Source organism: Rhodococcus sp. 14-2483-1-1 (assembly GCF_002259335.1).
Taxonomy (GTDB): Bacteria; Actinomycetota; Actinomycetes; order Mycobacteriales; family Mycobacteriaceae; genus Rhodococcoides.
Genome location: NZ_NPFX01000015.1, coordinates 135,740 through 155,109, shown reverse-complemented (window position 1 = coordinate 155,109; position 19,370 = coordinate 135,740). Strand labels below are relative to the sequence as shown.

Genomic DNA, 19,370 nt, shown 5'->3' with positions numbered 1-19,370 from the left:
CACGGGAGGCAATCGACATGACGATGTTCGGACTCGACGAGATACCCGTCAAACCGCGCATGCGCGGTTGGATTCACCTGTACGCGTTCTGTGTGGCGGTGGTCTGTGCGATCACGCTCGTCACGCTTGCGTTCAGCATGGTCTCGGTCAGCGCGGGGCTCGCGACGGGCGTCTACGCCATCACCGTCTGCGGGGTTTTCGGGGTCAGCGCCACGTACCACCGCGTGCCGTGGAAGACCACGGCGTCGCAGATCTGGATGAAGCGCGCCGATCATTCGATGATCTTCCTGTTCATCGCCGGCAGCTACACCCCGTTTGCCGTGCTGGGCCTGCCCGCCTCGACCGGACGCACATTGCTGATCATCGTGTGGCTCGGGGCCTTCGCCGGAGTGGCTCTGAAGATGTTGTGGCCCACCGCTCCCCGCTGGGTCGGTGTACCGCTGTACCTGATCCTCGGCTGGGCGATAGTACCGGTCGCCCCCACCCTGATCGAACACGTCGGCTACGCACCGTTCCTCTTGCTGCTGGTGGGCGGGGTGTTCTACAGCGTGGGAGCCGTGCTGTACGCCACCAAGTGGCCGAACCCATGGCCTACGACGTTCGGCCATCACGAATTCTTCCATGCCGCAACGGTATTGGCGGCGATCTGCCACCTGGTTGCCGTGTGGCTCGTCTTGTTCTGAGCACCCGTCAGGCGGGCCCGGATGCCTTGTCTCGGTACATCAGTTCGTCGGCGCGTTGAATGAGCCGATCTCTGGATTCACCGGGTTCTCGCACCGCGACGCCCACACTCACCGATACCCCGAGCAATCGAGATCCGAACGGCACCGGTTCGCTGCAGATTGCGGTCCGCACAGATTCGGCCAGTCTCGCGGCGTCGAGTGAACTGCCACCGACCGCGTCGGTCACCGCGAACACGAACTCGTCTCCGGCATATCGCCCGACGACGCTGCCGCGCGGCGACCACTGCTGCAGTCGACGCCCAGCTGCCTCGAGGACGGCATCTCCCGCAGGATGACCGTGGGCGTCGTTGATCGACTTCAAGCGGTCGACGTCGACGAACGCCAGGGCTACGGGTCGATCGGCCACGATCCACTCGTCGACGTGGGCCAACAGGGGACTCCGCCGCAGCAGGCCGGTCAGGTCGTCGCGTTCGGCGCGATCGCGCCAGTGCACGGTGTCGTCGACGACGGGATTGACCAGATCCAGTAGCGCGACGATGAACCGCCGTCCGAGGATGGTCGAGATCCCCACGTGCATCCAACAAGAGACGACCTCACCGTCGCTGCGCCGTACTCGACGAAGAGCTCCGATCGGACGACCGCCGTCGGACGAGCCGGCCGCGGGGTATCGGTTGTCGAGCTGCATCGCCATGTCCTTGGCCGACGCGCGGTCCCCGAGCGGAACGAAATCGGCCACCGGACGACCCAGCATGCCCTCCACCGGGCAGTCGAGTACCTCCTCGCAGAGCGTGTTGGCACCGACCACCTCGAACTGCATGGAATGGACCATCGCCGCCATCGGGACCGACGCGACGAACTCCGCGACGGCCGCGCGCTGCTCGTCGGTCACGGCCTCGTCGAGCATGCCGTCGCGCACGACACTGTCCTTGGTGACGCCTTCGCTCATGACACGCACCATCGATCCACTGATAGAAGTTCCCGCCCCGGGCCAAACAAGTTCCCGCAACAATACTGTTCTCGAGCAGAAGCATCGACGCGCTTCGTCATCTCTGCAGTGCGAGCGACAGATCTTCGGCAGAGGTCACAGGACGGTCGCAGACGAAGCCGCGACACACGTACGCCGTTTCGACGCCGTCGACGGGCGGACGGTCCATCAGCAATACGGACGAATCCGTTTCGCCCGCAACGACAACCGAGCCTCCCGGTGCCAATCGTCGGGCGGCGGACATCAGGTCGCCGCCCGGCGCGATCGACACCGCAATCTGGATGGGGCCGGATGCGGACGCTTCTGCGACCGCCAGCCAGTGCCCACCGGACCTGGGCGCGCGCTCGAGGATCAACGCCGCTCGCGCCAACGACGCCGCCGCCAGTTCGCCGTATCGCGCCGAGGATGTGTGATCGACCAGAGCGGCAGCTGTGAGCAACGCCTCTGCCATCGTGGATGCTCCCGATGGGGTGGCCCCGTCGATGGGATCTCGGGGCCGGGTCACGAGTGTCTCCGCGTCGTCGGCGGTGTCGAACCAACTGCCGGCGTCGTCCGGGTCGGCGAAGTGCTCGATCGCCGCATCGAGGAGCGAGACCGTGCGCTCGATCCATACCGAGTCTCCGGTGGCTTGGAACAGCGCTGCCGCGGCAACAGCGAGACACGCGTAGTCCTCGAGCACTCCGGTGGCGTCCCCCACCGCGCTACCCAGAGATGCGCGACGCACCCGCCCCGATTCGACGTGCGCGGCGAAGAGTTGCTCGCCGCATTCGACCGCCGCGTCCACCCACTTCGGCGTGTTCGACCCGATTCCGGCCTCGACCAGCGCGGTGATCGCCAACCCGTTCCACGCGGTGACCACCTTGTCGTCGCGGCCGGGCTGCGGCCGGATGGCGCGAGCGTCGGACAGCGCACGACGTACCCGGGCGAACCGGTCGTAGTCCTCGGGTTCGGCGGGCAGTTGCAATACCGACATGCCCGCTTCGAACGTGCCTGCCGAATTCACTGCGAACAACCCCGCAGCCCACACCCCGTCCTCGAAGCCGAGGGTCTCGATCAATTGCTCCGGCGTCCAGGCGTAGGTCAGGCCCTCGACGCCCTCGGTATCCGCATCGAGCGCCGACGCGAAACAGCCGTTGGCCGTGCGCAATTCACGGAGCATGAACTCCGCAGTGTCCGACGCCACCCGCCGAATCAGAGGATCGTCGTCGACCCGGGCCGCGTGCGCGTAGAACCTGAGCAGCAATGCGTTGTCGTAGAGCATCTTCTCGAAATGCGGGACGATCCACTCGGCATCGACGGAGTAGCGCGCGAACCCGCCGCCGAGTTGGTCGTAGATGCCCCCGCGCGCCATCGCCGACGCGGTGCGTCGAACCACGTCGAGAACCTCACCGTTACCGGTGCGCTCGTAGTGCCGGAGCAGACCCTCGAGCAGTGCGCCCGGCGGAAACTTCGGCGCCTGACCGAAGCCGCCGAAGGTCGTGTCCTCGTCGGCGCAGATCGCTGCGACGGACGCGGCCAGAAAATCGGCGTCGATCGGTCGTCCGCCGGCCGGAATTCCGGCGCTCTGCTTGCGCAGTTCGGTGACGATGGCGGCGGACGCGTCGAACACGTCCTGTCGGCGAGTCGACCAGGTGTCCGCAATGGCGGTGAGCAGCTGCTCGAACGACGGCATTCCCTGCCGCGGGGTCGGTGGGTAGTAGGTGCCGCAGTAGAACGGTTCGGTCTCGGGAGTGAGGAAGCAGGTCATCGGCCACCCGCCCTGACCGGTCATCGCGACGGTGGCGTTCATGTACACCGAATCGAGGTCCGGTCTTTCCTCGCGATCGACCTTGATGCACACGAAATTCTCGTTCATCAGCGCCGCGGTGGTCTCGTCCTCGAACGACTCGTGGGCCATGACGTGGCACCAATGGCACGCCGAATAGCCGATCGACAGCAAGATCGGAACGTCGCGATCGCGTGCGGACTGCAGAGCCTGCGGTCCCCACTGCTGCCAGTGCACCGGGTTGTCCGCATGTTGCCGCAGATACGGGCTGGTGGACTCGTCCAGCGCATTGGTGTTCAGGACCGTGGCGTCGAGCATCAGGTCTCGTCGGTGGCGGCAGGTTTTGCCGGACTCTGTTCCGGCGGAGTGGTGGTGGCGATTCCGCCGCGATCGGTGCCCTCGTCGAGCGCCTGATCCAGCGTCGGATCCTCCTTCTCGAACGTGGCGGGCAGACGCTTGATCTTCTTGTTCATCGACCAGATCAGCAGGGCTGTTCCGACCAACAACGCCACCAGGATCACCAACCCGATCGGCGAAGACTTACCGAACTCGGGGCCGGTGGGCTGCTGGGCGAGAATCGAGACGATCACCGGTCGGTCTCTTCGATTCCGGCGAACAGGTCCGTCTCGGGCAGCGAGGTCGCCACCCGGGTGCGAGCCAGCTCGAATTCCTCGGTGGGCCACAACTTGCGCTGCACGTCCAGCGGCACCGCGAAGAACGATCCGTTGGGATCGATCTGCGTCGCGTGCGCGCGGAGGGCGTCGTCGCGTTGCTCGAAGTAATCACCGACGGTCACCTGGGTGGTGATGCGGCCGATGATCTCGTCGCGCTGGCCGTCCCATCGCTTCAGCCAGTCGACGAACGGGCTCTCTTCACCGCGGTCGATGAACCAATCGTGGAAGAGCTGCATGCGCTTACGGATGAACCCGTGGGAGTAGTACAGCTTGAGCGGAGTCCAGGGCTCACCCGCGTCGGGGAAGCGTTCGGGATCGCCCGCGGCCTCCCACGCTGCCATCGAGACCTCGTGGCAGCGGATGTGATCGGGATGCGGGTAACCCCCACGCTCGTCGTAGGTGGTGATGACGTGCGGCTTGAACTCGCGCACCACCTTGACCAGCGCCTCGGTGGAGACCTCCAACGGCACCAGCGCGAAGCAGCCCTCCGGAAGAGGTGGTAGCGGATCGCCCTCGGGCAATCCGGAGTCCTCGAAGCCGAGCCAGGTCTGCTGGACACCGAGGATGCGAGCGGCCTCGGCCATCTCTTCGCGCCGAACCTCGTGGATACGCTCGTGCACTCCCGGAATGTCCATCGCTGGATTGAGAATGTCGCCCCGCTCGCCACCGGTGAGGGTGACGACCAGTACGTCGTGTCCTTCGGCCGCGTAGCGAGCCGTCGTCGCAGCACCTTTGCTGGACTCGTCGTCGGGATGGGCATGTACTGCCATGAGCCGCAGTCCGGACACGTTCTTCCTCACCTCGGATTCGCCTGGTTCTTGCCTGCCCTATAGTTCCACCTGACGCCGACAGGCCCCCAGCGGCACCCCCGAATCGACCCCGAGAGCGGCCATGACCAACGCACTTCCCGCAGGTAGGTACCCGTCGGGTTCCGGTCCCAGCGGAATTCGGCAGGCCCCGAAACGTGCGACGAAGATCGCACTGGTGGCCCTGGTTCTGCTGGTCGGACTGGGCGTGGCCTACTACGCGTACTCCAAGTTCTCGGTCAAACCCATCGAAGGCAGCCAGCTGTCGTTCGACATCGTCGACGACTCCACGATGTCCATCCGTTTCAGCGTCACCCGACAGGATCCCGAACAACCGGCCGTGTGCATCGTCCGTGTCCGCTCCCGCGACGGTTCCGAGACCGGCAGGCGTGAGGTGTACATCCCACCGGAGTCTGCGTCCGGCACCGTCGAGCTGACCACCGAGGTGACGACGTCGTCCGACCCCGCGGTCGGTGACGTGTACGGCTGCAGCCTCGATGTTCCCGAATATTTACGAGCCCGATAGGCGAACTACCTGTTCGTGGTAAGCTCGGCACATACACGGCCGCCGTAACAGGTGCCGTGTATTGCTGCATTGCGGGCAGGGTTCACCTGCGAACGATGACGACGGCTCCAGGATGCGGGCCGACCAAGGGGATCCAACCATTGGAGTCCCCTGTTCGTTGCGTGCCCTACCTGCTCAGAAAACGGAATCGATATCGAGATTCCGACTACGAGGGAGTGATCGAGATGACCGAGACCCAGGTGACCTGGCTGACCCAGGAATCACACGACAGGCTCAAGAGCGAACTCGACCAGCTCATTTCCAATCGCCCCGTCATCGCCGCCGAGATCAACGAGCGTCGCGAAGAGGGCGATCTGAAGGAGAACGGCGGTTACCACGCTGCTCGCGAGGATCAGGGTCAGCAGGAAGCACGCATTCGCCAGCTGCAGGAACTGCTCAACAACGCGAAGGTCGGCGAAGCGCCGACCCAGTCCGGCGTGGCACTGCCCGGATCCGTCGTCAAGGTCTACTACGACGGCGACGAGTCCGACACCGAGACCTTCCTGATCGCCACCCGCGAAGAGGGTGCCCGCGACAGCAAGCTCGAGGTGTACTCCCCCGCGTCGCCGCTGGGCGGATCGCTCATCGATGCGAAGGTCGGAGACACCCGTCAGTACACGCTCCCCAACGGCAAGACCATGAAGGTCACGCTCGTGAGCGCGGAGCCGTACCACACGTAAGCCTGCTCACCGAAGATGTGCTGCACCCCCGGTCGCTCGGCGACCGGGGGTGCACTCGTCTGGGCGGTTCAACACTGTTCGTACACGTACGCCGGATCGGACGGGGACACCAGGCCTCGATCTCGCAGAATCGTGACGGCCGGCCGATCCTGTCGGGCACACAGCCGATCGAACGGCTCCGGGAGGTTGTCGGTGTACTCGATGTCGTACACCCGTGCTCCGTATGCCGAAGTGTACGAGCCACATTCGTCGTAGGCGAGACACTCCTCGGCGACGGCGAAATCGAATCCGACGTCGTCCCTCATCCGGCCGGCTCCGTCCGGGGTGTTCTTCTGCGCGATCTCGATGCCCGACGCATGGGCACGGGCTGCGTACAGGCGCGCCAGTGCGAGTACCGACTCCTCGTCGATCGAATCCGGGAACCGAGTCCAGCTGTCGAGGTTGTCGATTTCGACGGCGTCGAATCCCCGTGCGGCGCAGCCTTCGATGACGGGCCCGATCACCGCGTCGATCGCCGCGCGCTTCTCGGGTGTACCCGGGTCGAGGATGTGCTCGTCGGGCCAGTCCGAATCGACCACAACCTCGCCGCCCGCATCGCGCAGCAATAGTTCCGGGTTCCACTCGGCTCCAGGCTGAGTCTGCAGGCCGTTGACATAGCAGATCGACACTGCGCCGGGCAGCGGCTCGGCGGTGGAATCGCGCACGACGGTGTCGAGACCGCCTGGCACGTCGTACGCCGCGCCGAGTTGGTAATCGAATCGCTCGGTCTGTACCGGCTCGGTCTGTATTTGGTCGGTCTGTATTCGGTCGGTCTGTGTCGGGTCGGAACTGCATCCCCCGATCGCTACCGCGGCGGCCAGCAGGCATGCTCCCGCCGCCGCGGTGCGCATCAGGCGGTCATCGTTTTCTGGTACTTGCGTACCGACAACGGCACGAACACCACGAGCATCACCACAACCCAGATCAAGGTGTAGAGCACTGGATTCTGCAGTGGCCACACCTCCGGCGGCGGTGCCATCGGATTGGTGTTGCCGAATTGCTCACGAACCGCCAACGTCACCGAGGAGATCGGGTTCCATTCCGCGATCGTCTTGAGCACGCTCGGAAAGTTGTCGATCGGGACGAAGGTGTTGGCGATGAACGTCAACGGGAAGATCACGATGAACGACGCGTTGTTGAAGATCTCCGGGGAGCGCACGATCAACCCCACCAGAGCCATCACCCACGAGATCGAGTACGCGAACAACAGCAGCAGCACGTACCCCAACAGGGCGTCGAAGAACGACGACGTGATGCGCCAGCCGACGATGAGCCCGGTGATCGACATGATCGTGATGGTGACGATGTTGTTGCCGACGTCGGCTGCCGTGCGTCCGATGACCACGGCCGATCGCGCCATGGGCAACGACCGGAACCGGTCCATCACGCCCTTCTGCAGATCCTCGGCCAACGAGGATCCGGTGATCGACGCGCCGAAAATCATGGTCTGGACGAAGATGCCGCCCATCAGGAAGCTCTTGTAGTCGATTCCGGGCACGTCGATCGCACTGCCGAAGACGTACGCGAACAACAGCACGAACATGATCGGCGACAGCGTCGCGAAGAACAGCAGATCGGGAACTCGCTTGAGCTTGATCAGGTTTCGCTTGGTGATGATCGCCGAATCCAGGAGAACGTTGCTCATTTCTCTTCCTCCGCAGCCTCGGGCTCGCCGGTGGTCTGACCGGTCAGAGACAGGAACACATCGTCGAGGTTCGGCCGTCGCAGACCGACGTCGACGACCCCGATCCCCGCTGCTTCGAGATAGCTCAACGCCGAGGACAGATCCTTGGATCCACCGTTGACCGGCATGACGATGCGGCCCACCTGCTCGTCCAGGGTGGGCGGCTCGACGCCGAGCGGTGTCAGGATCTCCTTGGCACGATCGGCCTGAGATCGGTCGGTGAGCACGAATTCGACTCGCTCACCGCCGGTTTGGGCCTTGAGCTCGTCCGCTGTGCCGCGGGCGATGATCTTGCCCTTGTTCAGCACGATGATCGAATCGGCCAGCCGATCGGCTTCTTCGAGGTACTGCGTGGTCAACAGAATTGTCGTTCCGTCGCGCACGAGGTCTGCGATGAACTCCCACATGGTGATTCGGCTGCGCGGATCGAGGCCGGTGGTGGGTTCGTCGAGGAACACCACCCGTGGTCGTCCGATCAGACTGGCCGCGATGTCGAGTCGACGACGCATGCCGCCGGAGTACTGCTTGGCAGTGCGATCGCGCGCGTACTCGAGGTCGAATCGCTCGAGTAGCTCACCGGCTCGCTGTTTCGCTTCCGCCTTGCGCAGCCCGAAAAGTCGGCCGACCATCTCGAGATTCTCGTAGCCCGTCAGATACTCGTCCACGGCCGCGAACTGGCCGGTCAATCCGATCGTGCCCCGAACCTCGTTCGCCTGCTTCAGCACGTCGAGACCGAAGATCTTCGCCGAACCGGACGTTGCCTTCAGCAGCGTGGCGAGTATGCGGACAGCCGTCGTCTTGCCGGCACCGTTGGGGCCGAGCACACCCAGCACCGTGCCCTCGGGAACTGTGAAGTCGATCCCACCGAGCGCGACGTTCTTCCCGTACCGAAGTACCAGGTTCTCTACTTCTATAGCGTTCGCCATGGCCCTCTCCCCGTTTCTTTCACTGTCGGTATAAGGACTTCCGAACGCGTAGAGATTAACCGGTTTTGATCGGACCGGGCGTCCACAGGCCCGAACGTTGGACGTCCGTGGTGGTGATCTGCGCCGGCTCCGCCGTCTCGTCGTACGGCGTGTACCGCTCGATCGATCCCCAGTCACGGTCCCAGTCGCCGGACAGATACGACGGTATGGTCCGGGCCGAGGCCACGATGTCGATCCACCCGAGCGGCCCGCCGCCGTAATGGTCCTGCCACGCATTGGTGATGACGGCACCGCTGCGGTCGGGGAGCACCCGGTACCCAGGCACTTCGGCGACGCCGAAGCGATGGTCGAACGGATGCTGGCACGGGAAGTTGAAGCCGACCTCCCAGTCCAGCAGCACGGGAGTCTCACGGCCGACGACGTCGTTCAGCGTCTGGGTGCGCGGTACTCGTGGCGGGGTGATCGCAAGCCATTGGTCGGGATCGCGATCGGTGTCGGAGAGCACAAGACGAATCGTGTTGGCACCAGCGGGAATCTGGTCCATCGGAACTCGCAGGTTGCGCCACGACGGCGTCGGGCCGATGTCGATCGGCGTCACTCGCCCCTGCGCGCGACCGTCGACTCCGTACTCCAGCTCGAGGCTCTGGCCGTACGTGACGATGCCGTCGGAGTTCACCGAGCGGATGCGTCCGGCAGCGGCGATGGAGATCAGGTCGCCCGGATCTGCGGGCAGCGTGTACCAGCCGGTGGTCAACGTGGCAGGGGTATCGGATCCGAACGATCCGAGCACCGGAACGGTTGCCGGGTCCAAGCCGAACGGAAGTGCGCTGCCACCGGTTCCGGCTCCGGTGGTCGACGTCGGCTGCTGTTGGTCCTCGGTATCGACGGTGTTCGAGGTGCCCGACGCCGAGGCCTCCTTGTCCGCGGTGAGGTCGCCCGCAACCCCGTCGGGGGTGAACCCGTCGTTGTCGGCACCCAATGCGGCAAACGCGTCGCCGCTGACCGGTTGCAGCACATCGGCATTGGGATCGGTTTCGAGCAGTACGTCGTTGGCGAGACCGCACGTGTTCCCGGCCAGGGCCGAGAGATTCGATTTCGCGATCGAGTACGACGGCCACTGCGCCACAGCGCCCTTGGCCATCGATGCCACGGCGAGCAGCACCATCAACGCGGCCGCAACGGCGATCGGCGGCACCGACCACCAGCGCGCCATGGGCTTGTCGGTGCGCACGTACGGCGCACGGAGATGGAACCACACGGCGGCGAGCAACAGCAGGAGCGTCAGTCCGAGGAACATCGTCGAGATGCCCAGGCCCGCGACGAGAATCGGCTTGTCCCAGAACGGAACTCCCCACGCCGAGACGTACCAGTAGCCGTTCGTTCCGGTGAACGCGACGGCCAGCAGGAACGACACCGCTGCGGCGAACAACAGTCGATTGCGCCGCGAGCGCAGCAGTGCCGCGCCGGTCGCCACGGCGGCGAGGACTGCAACCGAGGCGGCCAGACCGGCGAACACTCCGAAATGGTGTGTCCACTTGGTGGGGGTGATCATCATCAGCGCCATCGACCCGACGGTGATACCGACGATCCGGCGAGCCGGACCGGTTGCGGTGCCGGGGATCTTGCCGCCCTTGCGCAGCATCGCGACGACTACCGTGATCAGCGAGACGATCATGACGAACACCCCGAACCGGCGCGCGAGCGAGCCGTCGATGTCCATGTTCATCAACCACTGGTAGCGCAGGTACTCGTCGAACCAGGCCTGACTCGGCCCGGCCACAGTGTGCACTCGTTGCATCTCGAGCATGCCCGCCACGGTCTGGTTGCCGAAGGCGAACACCAGTACAACCGTGCCCGACGCCACCAACGGGGCGAGCAGCGTCACCGCGCCGAGTGTGGTGCTGCCGAACTCGCGAGCGCGGGCCACGACGATCTGCAGCACCGGTCGAGCTCCGGCGATCAGCGGCGCGAAGCAGATGAATCCGGACGGGGCACACGTGACCGTCAATGCCGCGATCAGAATTGCCGCCGCTGCGGGCAGCAACCTGCGGGTCGCGATGGATCGCTCCACAGAACACCACGTCAACAGCACACCGATCGCCACGAACGGTTCCGGTCGCAGCCCGTTGTTGTACGGCAACCAGAACGCGAGCAGCACCAGACCACCGGTCCACAGCGCCGTCTTCGAGGCACGAGCGGCGGCACCGAACCGCGGGATCACCTCGCGACTGATGACGAGCCACGCGACGACGGCGCAGATCAGCGTAGGCAACCGCATCCAGACACTGGCGGTCGAGACGTGCGACATGAGGCCGAACATGTCGTACAACGGTGTGCCGAACGGCGTCTCGGGCACACCGAAGTACCGGAAATAGTTGGCCATATACCCGGCATGGTCGGCCGTGCGGGCCATGCCGAGTTGATAGCCGTCGTCGGAGGTGTTCGCGCCGATGACGTGCCACACCAGCAGCGTTCCGATCACGACCGCGTCCACCAGCCCGAACGTCCACCAGCGACGCGGTAGGAACCGTCGGGCGCGCCGGCCGTCGGACAGGTCGAGGCGGTGCAGCGCCACCAACGAGACGATGGTGGCGAGCACGCCGACGATCATCGCGAACCACTTCAGGATGCTCGGCGTGGACGAGAACCTACTGTCCAGCTCGGCCTGCAGCTGCAGACCGGGAATGCTTCCCTGTAGATCACTGAACACGCCGACCATCTGTGGCCGGACGTCGCCGTCGCGCGTCACGGTGTCTTCGCCGGTCAGTCCGACAGTGGTCGCAGTGCCGTTCGAGATGATCGTCAACGAGCAGTCGCCCGCAGTCGATGGGCTCAGTTCCGAGACCGGCTTCTCGAGGAGAACCGAATCACGCAGCGTCACCTTCAGTTGCGACGCCTCACCGCCCGTTACTTCCGCGACGAGACCGTATCGATAGGCGTCGGGCGATCCCTTGGGTGAGGTGGACAGCAGTATCCCACCGCTGGGGAGCCTGCCCGCGGCGTCACACGGGACGTTGGCATCGACGCTGATCGGCGTGTAGCCGACGAGCGGAGCTTCGACATTGCCGACAGTATCGCTCTGCGGCCAGGTCAACGACGACTGCTGCTGCTCTATCGGCAACAGCGGTATCGAGATCGTCAGCAGAATTCCCAGGACAGCGGAGACGATCGCGACGAGCCGAGCCATGCAAATATCTCCCACCGATGTCCTGGTCCAAGTCGCTGATCAAGGTACCAGTGCAACCTGTGTGGCCCGGGAGGTCAGTTCTCGACGTGCACCGCATATCCGGCCGCGCCCAGGGCGTCGAGCACCGAGCCTCGGTGATCGGGTCCGCGCGTCTCGACGGTCAACATCACGTCGACTTCCTCGAGGCCGAGCCGGCCACCCGTGCGGGAGTGGACGACGTCGACCACACTTGCGCCGGCGTCGCGCACCACCCCGAGCACGCCGGTGAGCCCGCCCGGTCGGTCCGAAATGGTCACGCGCACAGCGAGATAGCGCCCACCCGCCCGGAGACCGTGGGTGATGACGTGGGTGAGCAGCAGCGGATCGATGTTCCCGCCGGAGAGGATGGCGCACACCGAGCCGGTCAAACCGAGTTCCTCGGCCGAGTGCGTCATCAGCGCCGCCACTGCCGCCGCACCCGCTGGTTCGACGATGAGTTTGGCGCGCTCGATGCACAGCACCAAAGCTCGCGACAGAGCGTCCTCGCTGACGGTGACGACGTCGTCCACCCAGCCCTGCACGTGATCGAACGGCACCGATCCGGGCAGGCCGATCGCGATGCCGTCGGCCATCGTCGACATCGATTCCAGCGCAATCGGGTGTCCCGCCTTCAGCGACGCGGGCCAGGCGGCAGCGCCTTCTGCTTGCACGCCGACGATCCTGATGTCGGGTTTGCTCAGCTTGACCGCCGCGGCGACACCGGCCAACAGTCCCCCGCCGCCGGTGGGAACCACGATGGTGCCGACGTCCGGCATCTGCTGCAGCAGTTCGGTACCGAGCGTCGCCTGCCCGGCGACGATGTCGAGATGGTCGAACGGATGGATGAGGGTGGCACCGGTACGTTCGGCGAATTCCCGAGCCGACTTCAACGCCTCGTCCACGGTGTTGCCCACCAGATGCACTGTCGCGCCGTATGCCTTGGTGGCCACCAGCTTCGGCAGCGACACGCCTACCGGCATGAACACCGTCGAGGTGATCCCCACCTGCGACGCGGCCCACGCGACACCCTGAGCGTGGTTGCCTGCGCTGGCCGCGACCACCCCGTGGGCGCGTTGCTCGGCGTCGAGCCTGGCGATGCGGTTGTACGCCCCGCGTGGCTTGAACGATCCGGTGCGCTGCAAGTTCTCGCACTTGAGGCGCACCTCGTGGCCGGTCAGATCCGACAGAATCCGCGAGGCCACCACCGGGGTCCGGCGCATCACCGGTTCCAGCAGCTCCTCGGCCGAGGCGATATCCGACGCGGTCACCCGCACAATTTCCGACACAGTCGCAGTATGCCAGGAACAATTACTCCCATGACGGCATGCGGCGTCGGTCGTCACTACAGTTGTGGAGCGCGAGCCGCACCAGAGCGAGCCGCGACCGGCGCAAAGGATTCTCGGTGACGACGCAGGCTGCATCCGACGAGGTCAGCGACGACCCCGGTTCGCGCGGCAGTGTGCAAATAAAGGATCGGGCCATCTCCCGGACCGCCATCGCTGCGGCCTTGAAAGACCCTCGGGTCACCCGCACCACCGGTGGCCTCTCGCGACTGACCGGGCGAGAGCTACCCCGCGCCGACGTCACCCTCGGCGCGGACACGATCGCCGTCAACCTCTACATCGGTGTCCGGTGGCCGTCGCAAATCACCGAGGTGACCCAGGCCGTACACGCAGCCGTCGAAGAAGCACTGGCGACGATGACGGGACTGCACGTGCATCGGGTGAACGTGCTGGTATCCGACACCACCCTCGACAGCGGTCCCGCACCTGAGGCGAATCCCGATGCTCCCCAGGCTGTTTCACCCCGTCCACCCACCGCCGGTCCGGCCGCGATGCCGGTGGCGCTGCTGTTCGGATTCATGCTGCTGGGCGTGGCCTTCGTTGCCGGCCGCGAATTCTTCATCGCGCACGGAAGCATCGGTGGCAGTCCGTGGATCGCCGACGCGACAGGCTGGGTCGCCCGATTGCACTGGCAGAGTTGGATGATCGCCGCCGCGATCGGTTCCGCAGTCGTCGGATTGTCACTCGTGTTCGTCGGAGTCAAACCGCGCACGAAAACTCATTCCGGCCTGGGCGACGGGGCGCCGACCGTCTGGGCAACCCCCACCGATATCGCTCGGTTGTGCAGTGCTGCAGCACAGTCCACCCGCGGAGTCACGGACGTGCACACCGTGGTGACGCGGAAGAAGATCGAGGTGCGGGTGGAACGCGATCCTGGTTTCGAGGTCGACAGTGTCGATCCTGCCGTGCGCGATTCCCTCGCTCCGGTGCTGTCCGTCGCCGCGGGTGGACGCAGGCTGACGGTTCAGCATTCGGTAGCGCAGCCGAAGAGGGTCTCGTGAAGACATTTGTCGCCGGGGTGGATCGGCTTCTCGCCGTCGTCGCCGGGCTCGTGCTCGTGGCCGGTGGCGGCTTCGCCCTTGCCTGGCACTACGACGTTCCGTGGGCACGAGAGACGCTGTCTCGCTTCGACCGTGCGCGTATTGCGGAGCTGCCGCAGCAGGGTTGGTGGATGCCGACGCTGGCGATCGCCGTCGCAGTGACTGTCGTGGTGGCTCTGGTGTTGCTGATCGGCAACTTCTCTCCGCGTCGGACCGGAACGGCGAGCGTGATCGAGGAGCCGCACTTCTCGGCGCACGTGGACCTCAGTGCGATCGCTTCGGGCGTGGCCGCGGAGTTGGCAGAATTTCACGGTGTTCGACGAGCCAGAGCAACAGCGATCGATGATCGCGGTATGCCCACCATCGCTGTATCGGTCTATGCTGCAGCAGACTTCGATGTAGTTGCGTTCACCTCCCTGGCCGAATCACGAGCCGCATTCGTCGCCGAATCTCTCGCCGGTACCTACGTCGCTACCCGCATTCAGTTGCACGTCGACAAGCGTCGGTAACAGTCCCGGCGGTACGGTATGGCCATGGTTGCATCGACGCGCAGCAAGTTCGAGAGATGGTCCGGTGGAATGCCCCTCGCCGTACCTCTGGCATTCGGGGCAGTGCTGGTGATTGCCACCTTCGCGTCGAAACTCGGTGACAGTTCTCTCTACTTCTACGTTCCCCTGGTATTCGCGGCCACCGGAACGATGATCTGGCTCACAGGGCGCCGCGCCCCCGACCGAAGCAGCCTGTTGCACGCCGCTGTCGGATCGGCGCTGCTGATCGGATGCGGCATTGTGGTTGCGGTCTGCGGACTGGCAGGCGGTCTGCTGCTGGACTCAACCACCTTCTGGGCGTCGATCGGGACAACTGCTGCAATCGCGGCACCGATCAGTGCCGGAATCACTCCCTTCGCGTCGCCGAAGAACTAGCGCCCGCGCCCTCCCCCTCCCCCCTCCCCTTCGGTCCGGATCAATGCGCCTTTGTTGCACTCTGACCGACTGAAAGCCACATTGATCCAGGCAGGGGTGGGCGCAGCACTCGACGTCCAGCGGACTGCCGCGCCTTCGATGATCGGCATCTACAACCGCGGGTCCACCGGCTCCGATTCCAGTGCCAGTACTGCGAACACCGCCTGGTGGATGCGATACAGCGGTTCACCACGCACCGATCTGTCCAACGCCTCCATGCCGAGTGCGTATTCGCGCAGAGCCATCGACTGCTTGTGTCCCACGTTCCGGTTGCGCAGTGCAGTGAGTCGATCCGGGTCGGTGTAGTCGGCACCGTAGATCAGCCGCAGATACTCTCGGCCGCGAACCTTCATGCCGGGCTGTATCTTTCCGCGCGGACTGTTCTCGGCAGGTTTGACGACCATGCCCTCGCCGCCCTGCGCCGTCAACTCCTTCCACCATTTCTCTCCTGCCGCAACCGAATCGGCCGATGACAGATCCACCTCGATCCGACGGGTCGAGGCGAACACCTCGGGAGCAGCCGTCACCATCCTGTCGGCGAGATCGAGGTGCCACTGGTGCGGACGTTCGGCATAGGTTCCGAGGTTCGACGCCAACACCTGGAACGGCGCAATCCGAACACCGTTCAACCCGTCGGTCGGCCAGATGTACCGCCGATAGGCAGCGGTGAACTCCATCAGATTGTCCTGACGAATTCTGTTGCGGTCTCGCAGTTCCTGCATGTCCAGACCACGCGACGCAGCCTGGGCAAGCACACCTGCTTCGGCCGCGAGAGTGGCCCGAGACTCCGCACCAACTGCGGCATACTCGGTCTTGATCAGCCCCTCCGCCTTCGCAGACCAGGGCATCAGCTCGCAGTCGAGAATCAGCCAGCGCGAATCCACTTCGTCCCACACCCCGGCTCTTTCGAGCGCGTCGGCCACTCCGGAGATCAGCTCTCCCGTCAGTGCTTCGTCGAAGACGGGACGACCGGTGCGGGTGTACGCGGTACCGAGCGCTCCCTCCGGTGCATCGAACTTCTCCCGTGCGGCCTCGGCATCGCGACACACCACAACGACGACCCGCGAGCCCATGTGCTTTTCCTCGCAGATCACCGCCGACGCACCGAGCGCCCGATACGCGTCGAACGCCTCCGTCGGATACTCGAGATACCCGTCGCGCTCCGAGGTTCGACTCGGTGCCATCGTCGGCGGCAGATAGTGCAGCCACTGCGGAGCGAGCGCAAACCGACTCATCACTTCCAACGCGCCGGCGGCATTCTCGGACCGAATCGACACTCGTCCGCGCAGCGACGTCTCGACACCCGTCGGGCCGATCACATCCGACAGATCGAGCGACGCCGCATCTCGCACGAATGCACCCACCGGACGGGCCGGCTCGTACCAGACCTGTTCGGCCGGCACCGACACGATCTCGCGCTCCGGGTAGCGCAGCGACGTCAACTTGCCACCGAATACGCAACCGGTATCGAGACACGCAGTGTTGTTCTCCCACTCCACTTCCGGTACCGGAGTGTGCCCATAGAGCACCGTCGCCGAACCGCGATAGTCCTTGGCCCACGGATACCGAACCGGCAGGCCGAATTCGTCGGTCTCCCCGGTGGTATCGCCGTACAGAGCAAAGCTCCGAACTCTGCCCGACGCCCGGTTGTGGTACTTCTCGATCAGACCGGCGTGCGCGACGACGAGCCTTCCGCCGTCGAGCACGAGGTGCGCGACGAGACCGTCGCAGAACTCGAGCACCTCTCGGCGGAACTCTGCCGGCTCGCCGTCGAGCTGTTCGAGAGTCTCGGCGAGACCGTGCGAGGCCGTCACTTTCCGACCTCGCAGTGCCTTGACGAGCTTGTTCTCGTGGTTACCCGGGACTGCCAGCGCCGCACCGGCACCGACCATCCCCATCACCAGCCGCAGTACTCCGACCGAGTCGGGCCCCCGATCGATGTAGTCACCGAGGAACACAGCTGTACGTCCGTCCGGCGGCGTTTTTGCGCCGACCGCTCGACCGGCCTCGTCACGCTCCACCGTGTAACCCAATGCTGCGAGCAAGGTTTCGAGCTCGGCGAGACAGCCGTGGACATCGCCGATGACGTCGAACGGCCCGGCCAGCTCACGTCGATCACTACGCAGAGGCGTACGAACGAACGTCGCCGACGCCACCGCATCGACACCGTCGAGCACATGAACCGAACGAAACCCTTCCTTGCCCAATCCGCGCATGGACCGCTGCAACTGTGACTGCTGGCGGCGCAACACATCTCGGCCGAACGTCCTGTCGGTGCGTTCGGCGTTGCGCTGTGCGCACACAGCTTCCGGCACATCGAGCACAACGGCAACCGGCAGGACGTCGTGTTCTCGGGCCAGCGCGATCAACGCCTTGCGGGCTGCCGGTTGCACGTTGGTGGCGTCGACGACTGTGAGCAGGCCTGCCCGCAATCTGGTCGCGACCAGGAATTCGAGGAGGGCGAACGCGTCCTTGGTCGCACTCTGCAGATTGGGATCGTTGCTGACCATCCCTCGGCAGGCATCACTCGACACGGCCTCGTACGGACCGAAGTGCTGCGCCGCGAACGACGACTTGCCGGAGCCGCTGATGCCGACGAGTACGACGAGGGACAGATCCGGAATGTCGAAAGTACTCACTGGGACTGCTCCTTTCGAGTGAAGACGGCCATCTGGGTCGGGGTGCCGTGCGTGTCGTCGACGGGGCCGATTCCCTCGACACGCACCTCATAGGCATGCTCATGTGCAACCAACGATCCCCATTGCTCGAACTCCGCGCGGGTGAACTCGAATCGGTGGTCGACATGACGGAAGGCACCCGCCTCGAGCCCGGGATACAGCACGTTGTATTCGGAGTTCGGTGTGGTCACGAGCACCGTCCGGGGACGGGCCTCGCGAAAGACCGAGCGCACCAACGCCGGAAGCCGATCGAGGTCGACGTGCTCGATCACCTCCATGAGCACCATTGCATCGAAGCCCTGCAATCGAACGTCTCGATAGGTCGCCGACGACTGGAGCAGCTCGATACGCGTTCGCTGGCGATCCGTCATGTCGTCCAGACGCAACCGGCGGTGCGCCTTCGCAAGTGCCCGATCACTCACATCGGCACCGACAATGCGCTCGAAAGTACTGTATGCGAGCAGTTCTCGCAGCAGACGACCCTCGCCGCAACCCAGGTCGATCACCGACTTCGCGCCGACGTCTGTCAGCGCCGCCAGTACGGTGCGTACCCGCTGCTCGGCCAACGTCGGATCCCGTGGGGTCGTGTCGTCCTGCGGCGCGTCGGGCACTAGTCGGTCCAGCGCGGAGGCCACGAGCTCGCGGCGGTGCGCCAGGTAGCGGGATGCGATCAACGACGATTCGGGATGATCTCCGAGCCAATCCCCCGCTGCTCGAACGAGTTTGTCTGCCTCGTCCTCGCCAACCCAATAGTGCTTGGCGTCGTCGAGAACTGGAAGGAGTACGTACAGGTGCCGCAGTGCTGCCGACAGAGTGAACGTGCCGGTCAGAACGAGGTCGACGTATTCGGAGTTGCCCCATTCCGGCTGCGTCGGATCGAGCGGAATGGGCGTCGCCTCCACGTTCCATCCCAGGGGACCGAACAACCGTGACGTGAGGTCGGTCGCACCACGAGACGGCGCGGCAGGCATCGACATGGTCAGATCGATTGCGACAGAGACCAATTCAGGCCTGGTGGCGCACACGCCGGTCAATGCCTGCTTGAACAACCGAGACAGTGCCACCGCAAGCCCCGATGCGGCAGGACTCTTGTCGTCGATAGCGTCGAGCAGTACTGCGAGGGTTGTCCGCTCTGCCGAGACCTCGGAATACAGCACCGTCGCGGCACCCATGGGCAGGTTTCGGCTCAGCACGCGATCGGGGTGCTTGTGCAACAGATACCCGATGTCGGAGGTGTCCGGGAAATCGGTTGTGGCATTTGCAGTCACGGTCAGTAGCACCGCAGCGACGTTACGGGACAGCCGCGTCCGATGCGTCCCAATTTTTCGGGTGTTC

17 protein-coding genes are annotated in these 19,370 nt (G+C 64.8%); 6 read left to right on the top strand and 11 right to left on the bottom strand.

The window, feature by feature from the left end; translation table 11 throughout:
* The first annotated feature begins 17 nt into the window (after positions 1–17).
* Complete coding sequence (locus CH294_RS16065) at positions 18–683, top strand: hemolysin III family protein (RefSeq protein WP_032380520.1); 666 nt, start codon at positions 18–20, stop codon at positions 681–683.
* 7 nt (positions 684–690) lie between these two features.
* Here CH294_RS16065 and CH294_RS16060 read toward each other — a convergent pair whose 3' ends face one another.
* The 4 genes from CH294_RS16060 to mca all read right to left on the bottom strand — a co-directional run bounded on the left by CH294_RS16060 (position 691) and on the right by mca (position 4,895).
* A complete protein-coding gene (locus tag CH294_RS16060) occupies positions 691–1,629 on the bottom strand; it encodes a GGDEF domain-containing protein (protein WP_052077447.1) in 939 nt (312 codons plus the stop codon).
* A gap of 97 nt (positions 1,630–1,726) precedes the next feature.
* The gene (locus CH294_RS16055; RefSeq protein WP_094738497.1) at positions 1,727–3,751 is read right to left on the bottom strand and encodes a thioredoxin domain-containing protein; all 2,025 of its coding nucleotides are present in this window, start codon (positions 3,749–3,751) and stop codon (positions 1,727–1,729) included.
* Entirely contained in the window at positions 3,751–4,023 is a 273-nt protein-coding gene (locus CH294_RS16050; protein WP_032401989.1) for a hypothetical protein, read from the bottom strand. The genes CH294_RS16055 and CH294_RS16050 overlap by 1 nt, the downstream gene beginning before the upstream one ends.
* Complete coding sequence (gene mca / locus CH294_RS16045; protein ID WP_170944756.1) at positions 4,020–4,895, bottom strand: mycothiol conjugate amidase Mca; 876 nt, start codon at positions 4,893–4,895, stop codon at positions 4,020–4,022. Before mca ends, CH294_RS16050 begins: the two co-directional genes overlap by 4 nt.
* A 103-nt stretch (positions 4,896–4,998) precedes the next feature.
* Here mca and CH294_RS16040 point away from each other — a divergent pair, with 103 nt between their 5' ends.
* Entirely contained in the window at positions 4,999–5,439 is a 441-nt protein-coding gene (locus CH294_RS16040) for a DUF4307 domain-containing protein (RefSeq protein WP_032401988.1), read from the top strand.
* Positions 5,440–5,663: 224 nt separating this feature from the next.
* Positions 5,664–6,158: a transcription elongation factor GreA gene (greA, locus tag CH294_RS16035; protein ID WP_008714076.1), complete on the top strand. Its 495-nt coding sequence runs from the start codon at positions 5,664–5,666 to the stop codon at positions 6,156–6,158.
* 68 nt (positions 6,159–6,226) lie between these two features.
* Here the strand turns inward: greA and CH294_RS16030 are convergent, their stop codons facing one another.
* The 5 genes from CH294_RS16030 to ilvA all read right to left on the bottom strand — a co-directional run bounded on the left by CH294_RS16030 (position 6,227) and on the right by ilvA (position 13,232).
* A complete protein-coding gene (locus CH294_RS16030) occupies positions 6,227–7,048 on the bottom strand; it encodes an endo alpha-1,4 polygalactosaminidase (RefSeq protein ID WP_094738496.1) in 822 nt (273 codons plus the stop codon).
* Positions 7,048–7,842 (bottom strand): ABC transporter permease, encoded by a 795-nt coding sequence (locus CH294_RS16025; RefSeq protein ID WP_032380514.1) that lies wholly within the window; start codon positions 7,840–7,842, stop codon positions 7,048–7,050. Before CH294_RS16025 ends, CH294_RS16030 begins: the two co-directional genes overlap by 1 nt.
* Entirely contained in the window at positions 7,839–8,807 is a 969-nt protein-coding gene (locus CH294_RS16020) for a daunorubicin resistance protein DrrA family ABC transporter ATP-binding protein (protein WP_032401986.1), read from the bottom strand. Before CH294_RS16020 ends, CH294_RS16025 begins: the two co-directional genes overlap by 4 nt.
* Before the next feature lie 55 nt (positions 8,808–8,862).
* Positions 8,863–11,994 carry an arabinosyltransferase domain-containing protein gene (locus CH294_RS16015; RefSeq protein WP_094738495.1) on the bottom strand — a complete coding sequence of 1,044 codons (3,132 nt, stop codon included), beginning with the start codon at positions 11,992–11,994 and terminating at the stop codon, positions 8,863–8,865.
* A gap of 74 nt (positions 11,995–12,068) precedes the next feature.
* A complete protein-coding gene (gene ilvA / locus CH294_RS16010; RefSeq protein WP_283164508.1) occupies positions 12,069–13,232 on the bottom strand; it encodes a threonine ammonia-lyase in 1,164 nt (387 codons plus the stop codon).
* Positions 13,233–13,414: 182 nt separating this feature from the next.
* On the opposite strand from ilvA, the gene CH294_RS16005 reads away from it, so the two are divergent.
* The 3 genes from CH294_RS16005 to CH294_RS15995 are packed head-to-tail and all read left to right on the top strand — an operon-like array spanning position 13,415 to position 15,318.
* On the top strand, positions 13,415–14,356 hold the full coding sequence (locus CH294_RS16005) for a DUF6286 domain-containing Asp23/Gls24 family envelope stress response protein (RefSeq protein WP_170944746.1): 942 nt from the start codon (positions 13,415–13,417) through the stop codon (positions 14,354–14,356).
* Positions 14,353–14,904, top strand: coding sequence for a hypothetical protein (locus CH294_RS16000; protein WP_094738492.1), 552 nt, complete (start codon positions 14,353–14,355; stop codon positions 14,902–14,904). Before CH294_RS16005 ends, CH294_RS16000 begins: the two co-directional genes overlap by 4 nt.
* Before the next feature lie 24 nt (positions 14,905–14,928).
* A complete protein-coding gene (locus CH294_RS15995) occupies positions 14,929–15,318 on the top strand; it encodes a hypothetical protein (protein WP_141215847.1) in 390 nt (129 codons plus the stop codon).
* A gap of 149 nt (positions 15,319–15,467) precedes the next feature.
* Here the strand turns inward: CH294_RS15995 and CH294_RS15990 are convergent, their stop codons facing one another.
* Together CH294_RS15990 and CH294_RS15985 are read right to left on the bottom strand one after the other, a co-directional pair.
* Entirely contained in the window at positions 15,468–17,996 is a 2,529-nt protein-coding gene (locus tag CH294_RS15990; protein ID WP_094738491.1) for a polynucleotide kinase-phosphatase, read from the bottom strand.
* The gene (locus CH294_RS15985; RefSeq protein ID WP_249305321.1) at positions 17,993–19,303 is read right to left on the bottom strand and encodes a 3' terminal RNA ribose 2'-O-methyltransferase Hen1; all 1,311 of its coding nucleotides are present in this window, start codon (positions 19,301–19,303) and stop codon (positions 17,993–17,995) included. Before CH294_RS15985 ends, CH294_RS15990 begins: the two co-directional genes overlap by 4 nt.
* Positions 19,304–19,370 lie beyond the last annotated feature (67 nt).

Coding starts and splice junctions, on each gene's coding strand:
- CH294_RS16065 (WP_032380520.1), top strand. CDS start 18: ATGACGATGTTCGGACTCGACGAGATACCCGTCAAACCGCGCATGCGC.
- CH294_RS16060 (WP_052077447.1), bottom strand. CDS start 1,629: ATGAGCGAAGGCGTCACCAAGGACAGTGTCGTGCGCGACGGCATGCTC.
- CH294_RS16055 (WP_094738497.1), bottom strand. CDS start 3,751: ATGCTCGACGCCACGGTCCTGAACACCAATGCGCTGGACGAGTCCACC.
- CH294_RS16040 (WP_032401988.1), top strand. CDS start 4,999: ATGACCAACGCACTTCCCGCAGGTAGGTACCCGTCGGGTTCCGGTCCC.
- greA (WP_008714076.1), top strand. CDS start 5,664: ATGACCGAGACCCAGGTGACCTGGCTGACCCAGGAATCACACGACAGG.
- CH294_RS16030 (WP_094738496.1), bottom strand. CDS start 7,048: ATGCGCACCGCGGCGGCGGGAGCATGCCTGCTGGCCGCCGCGGTAGCG.
- CH294_RS16025 (WP_032380514.1), bottom strand. CDS start 7,842: ATGAGCAACGTTCTCCTGGATTCGGCGATCATCACCAAGCGAAACCTG.
- CH294_RS16020 (WP_032401986.1), bottom strand. CDS start 8,807: ATGGCGAACGCTATAGAAGTAGAGAACCTGGTACTTCGGTACGGGAAG.
- CH294_RS16015 (WP_094738495.1), bottom strand. CDS start 11,994: ATGGCTCGGCTCGTCGCGATCGTCTCCGCTGTCCTGGGAATTCTGCTG.
- ilvA (WP_283164508.1), bottom strand. CDS start 13,232: ATGCGCCGGACCCCGGTGGTGGCCTCGCGGATTCTGTCGGATCTGACC.
- CH294_RS15995 (WP_141215847.1), top strand. CDS start 14,929: ATGGTTGCATCGACGCGCAGCAAGTTCGAGAGATGGTCCGGTGGAATG.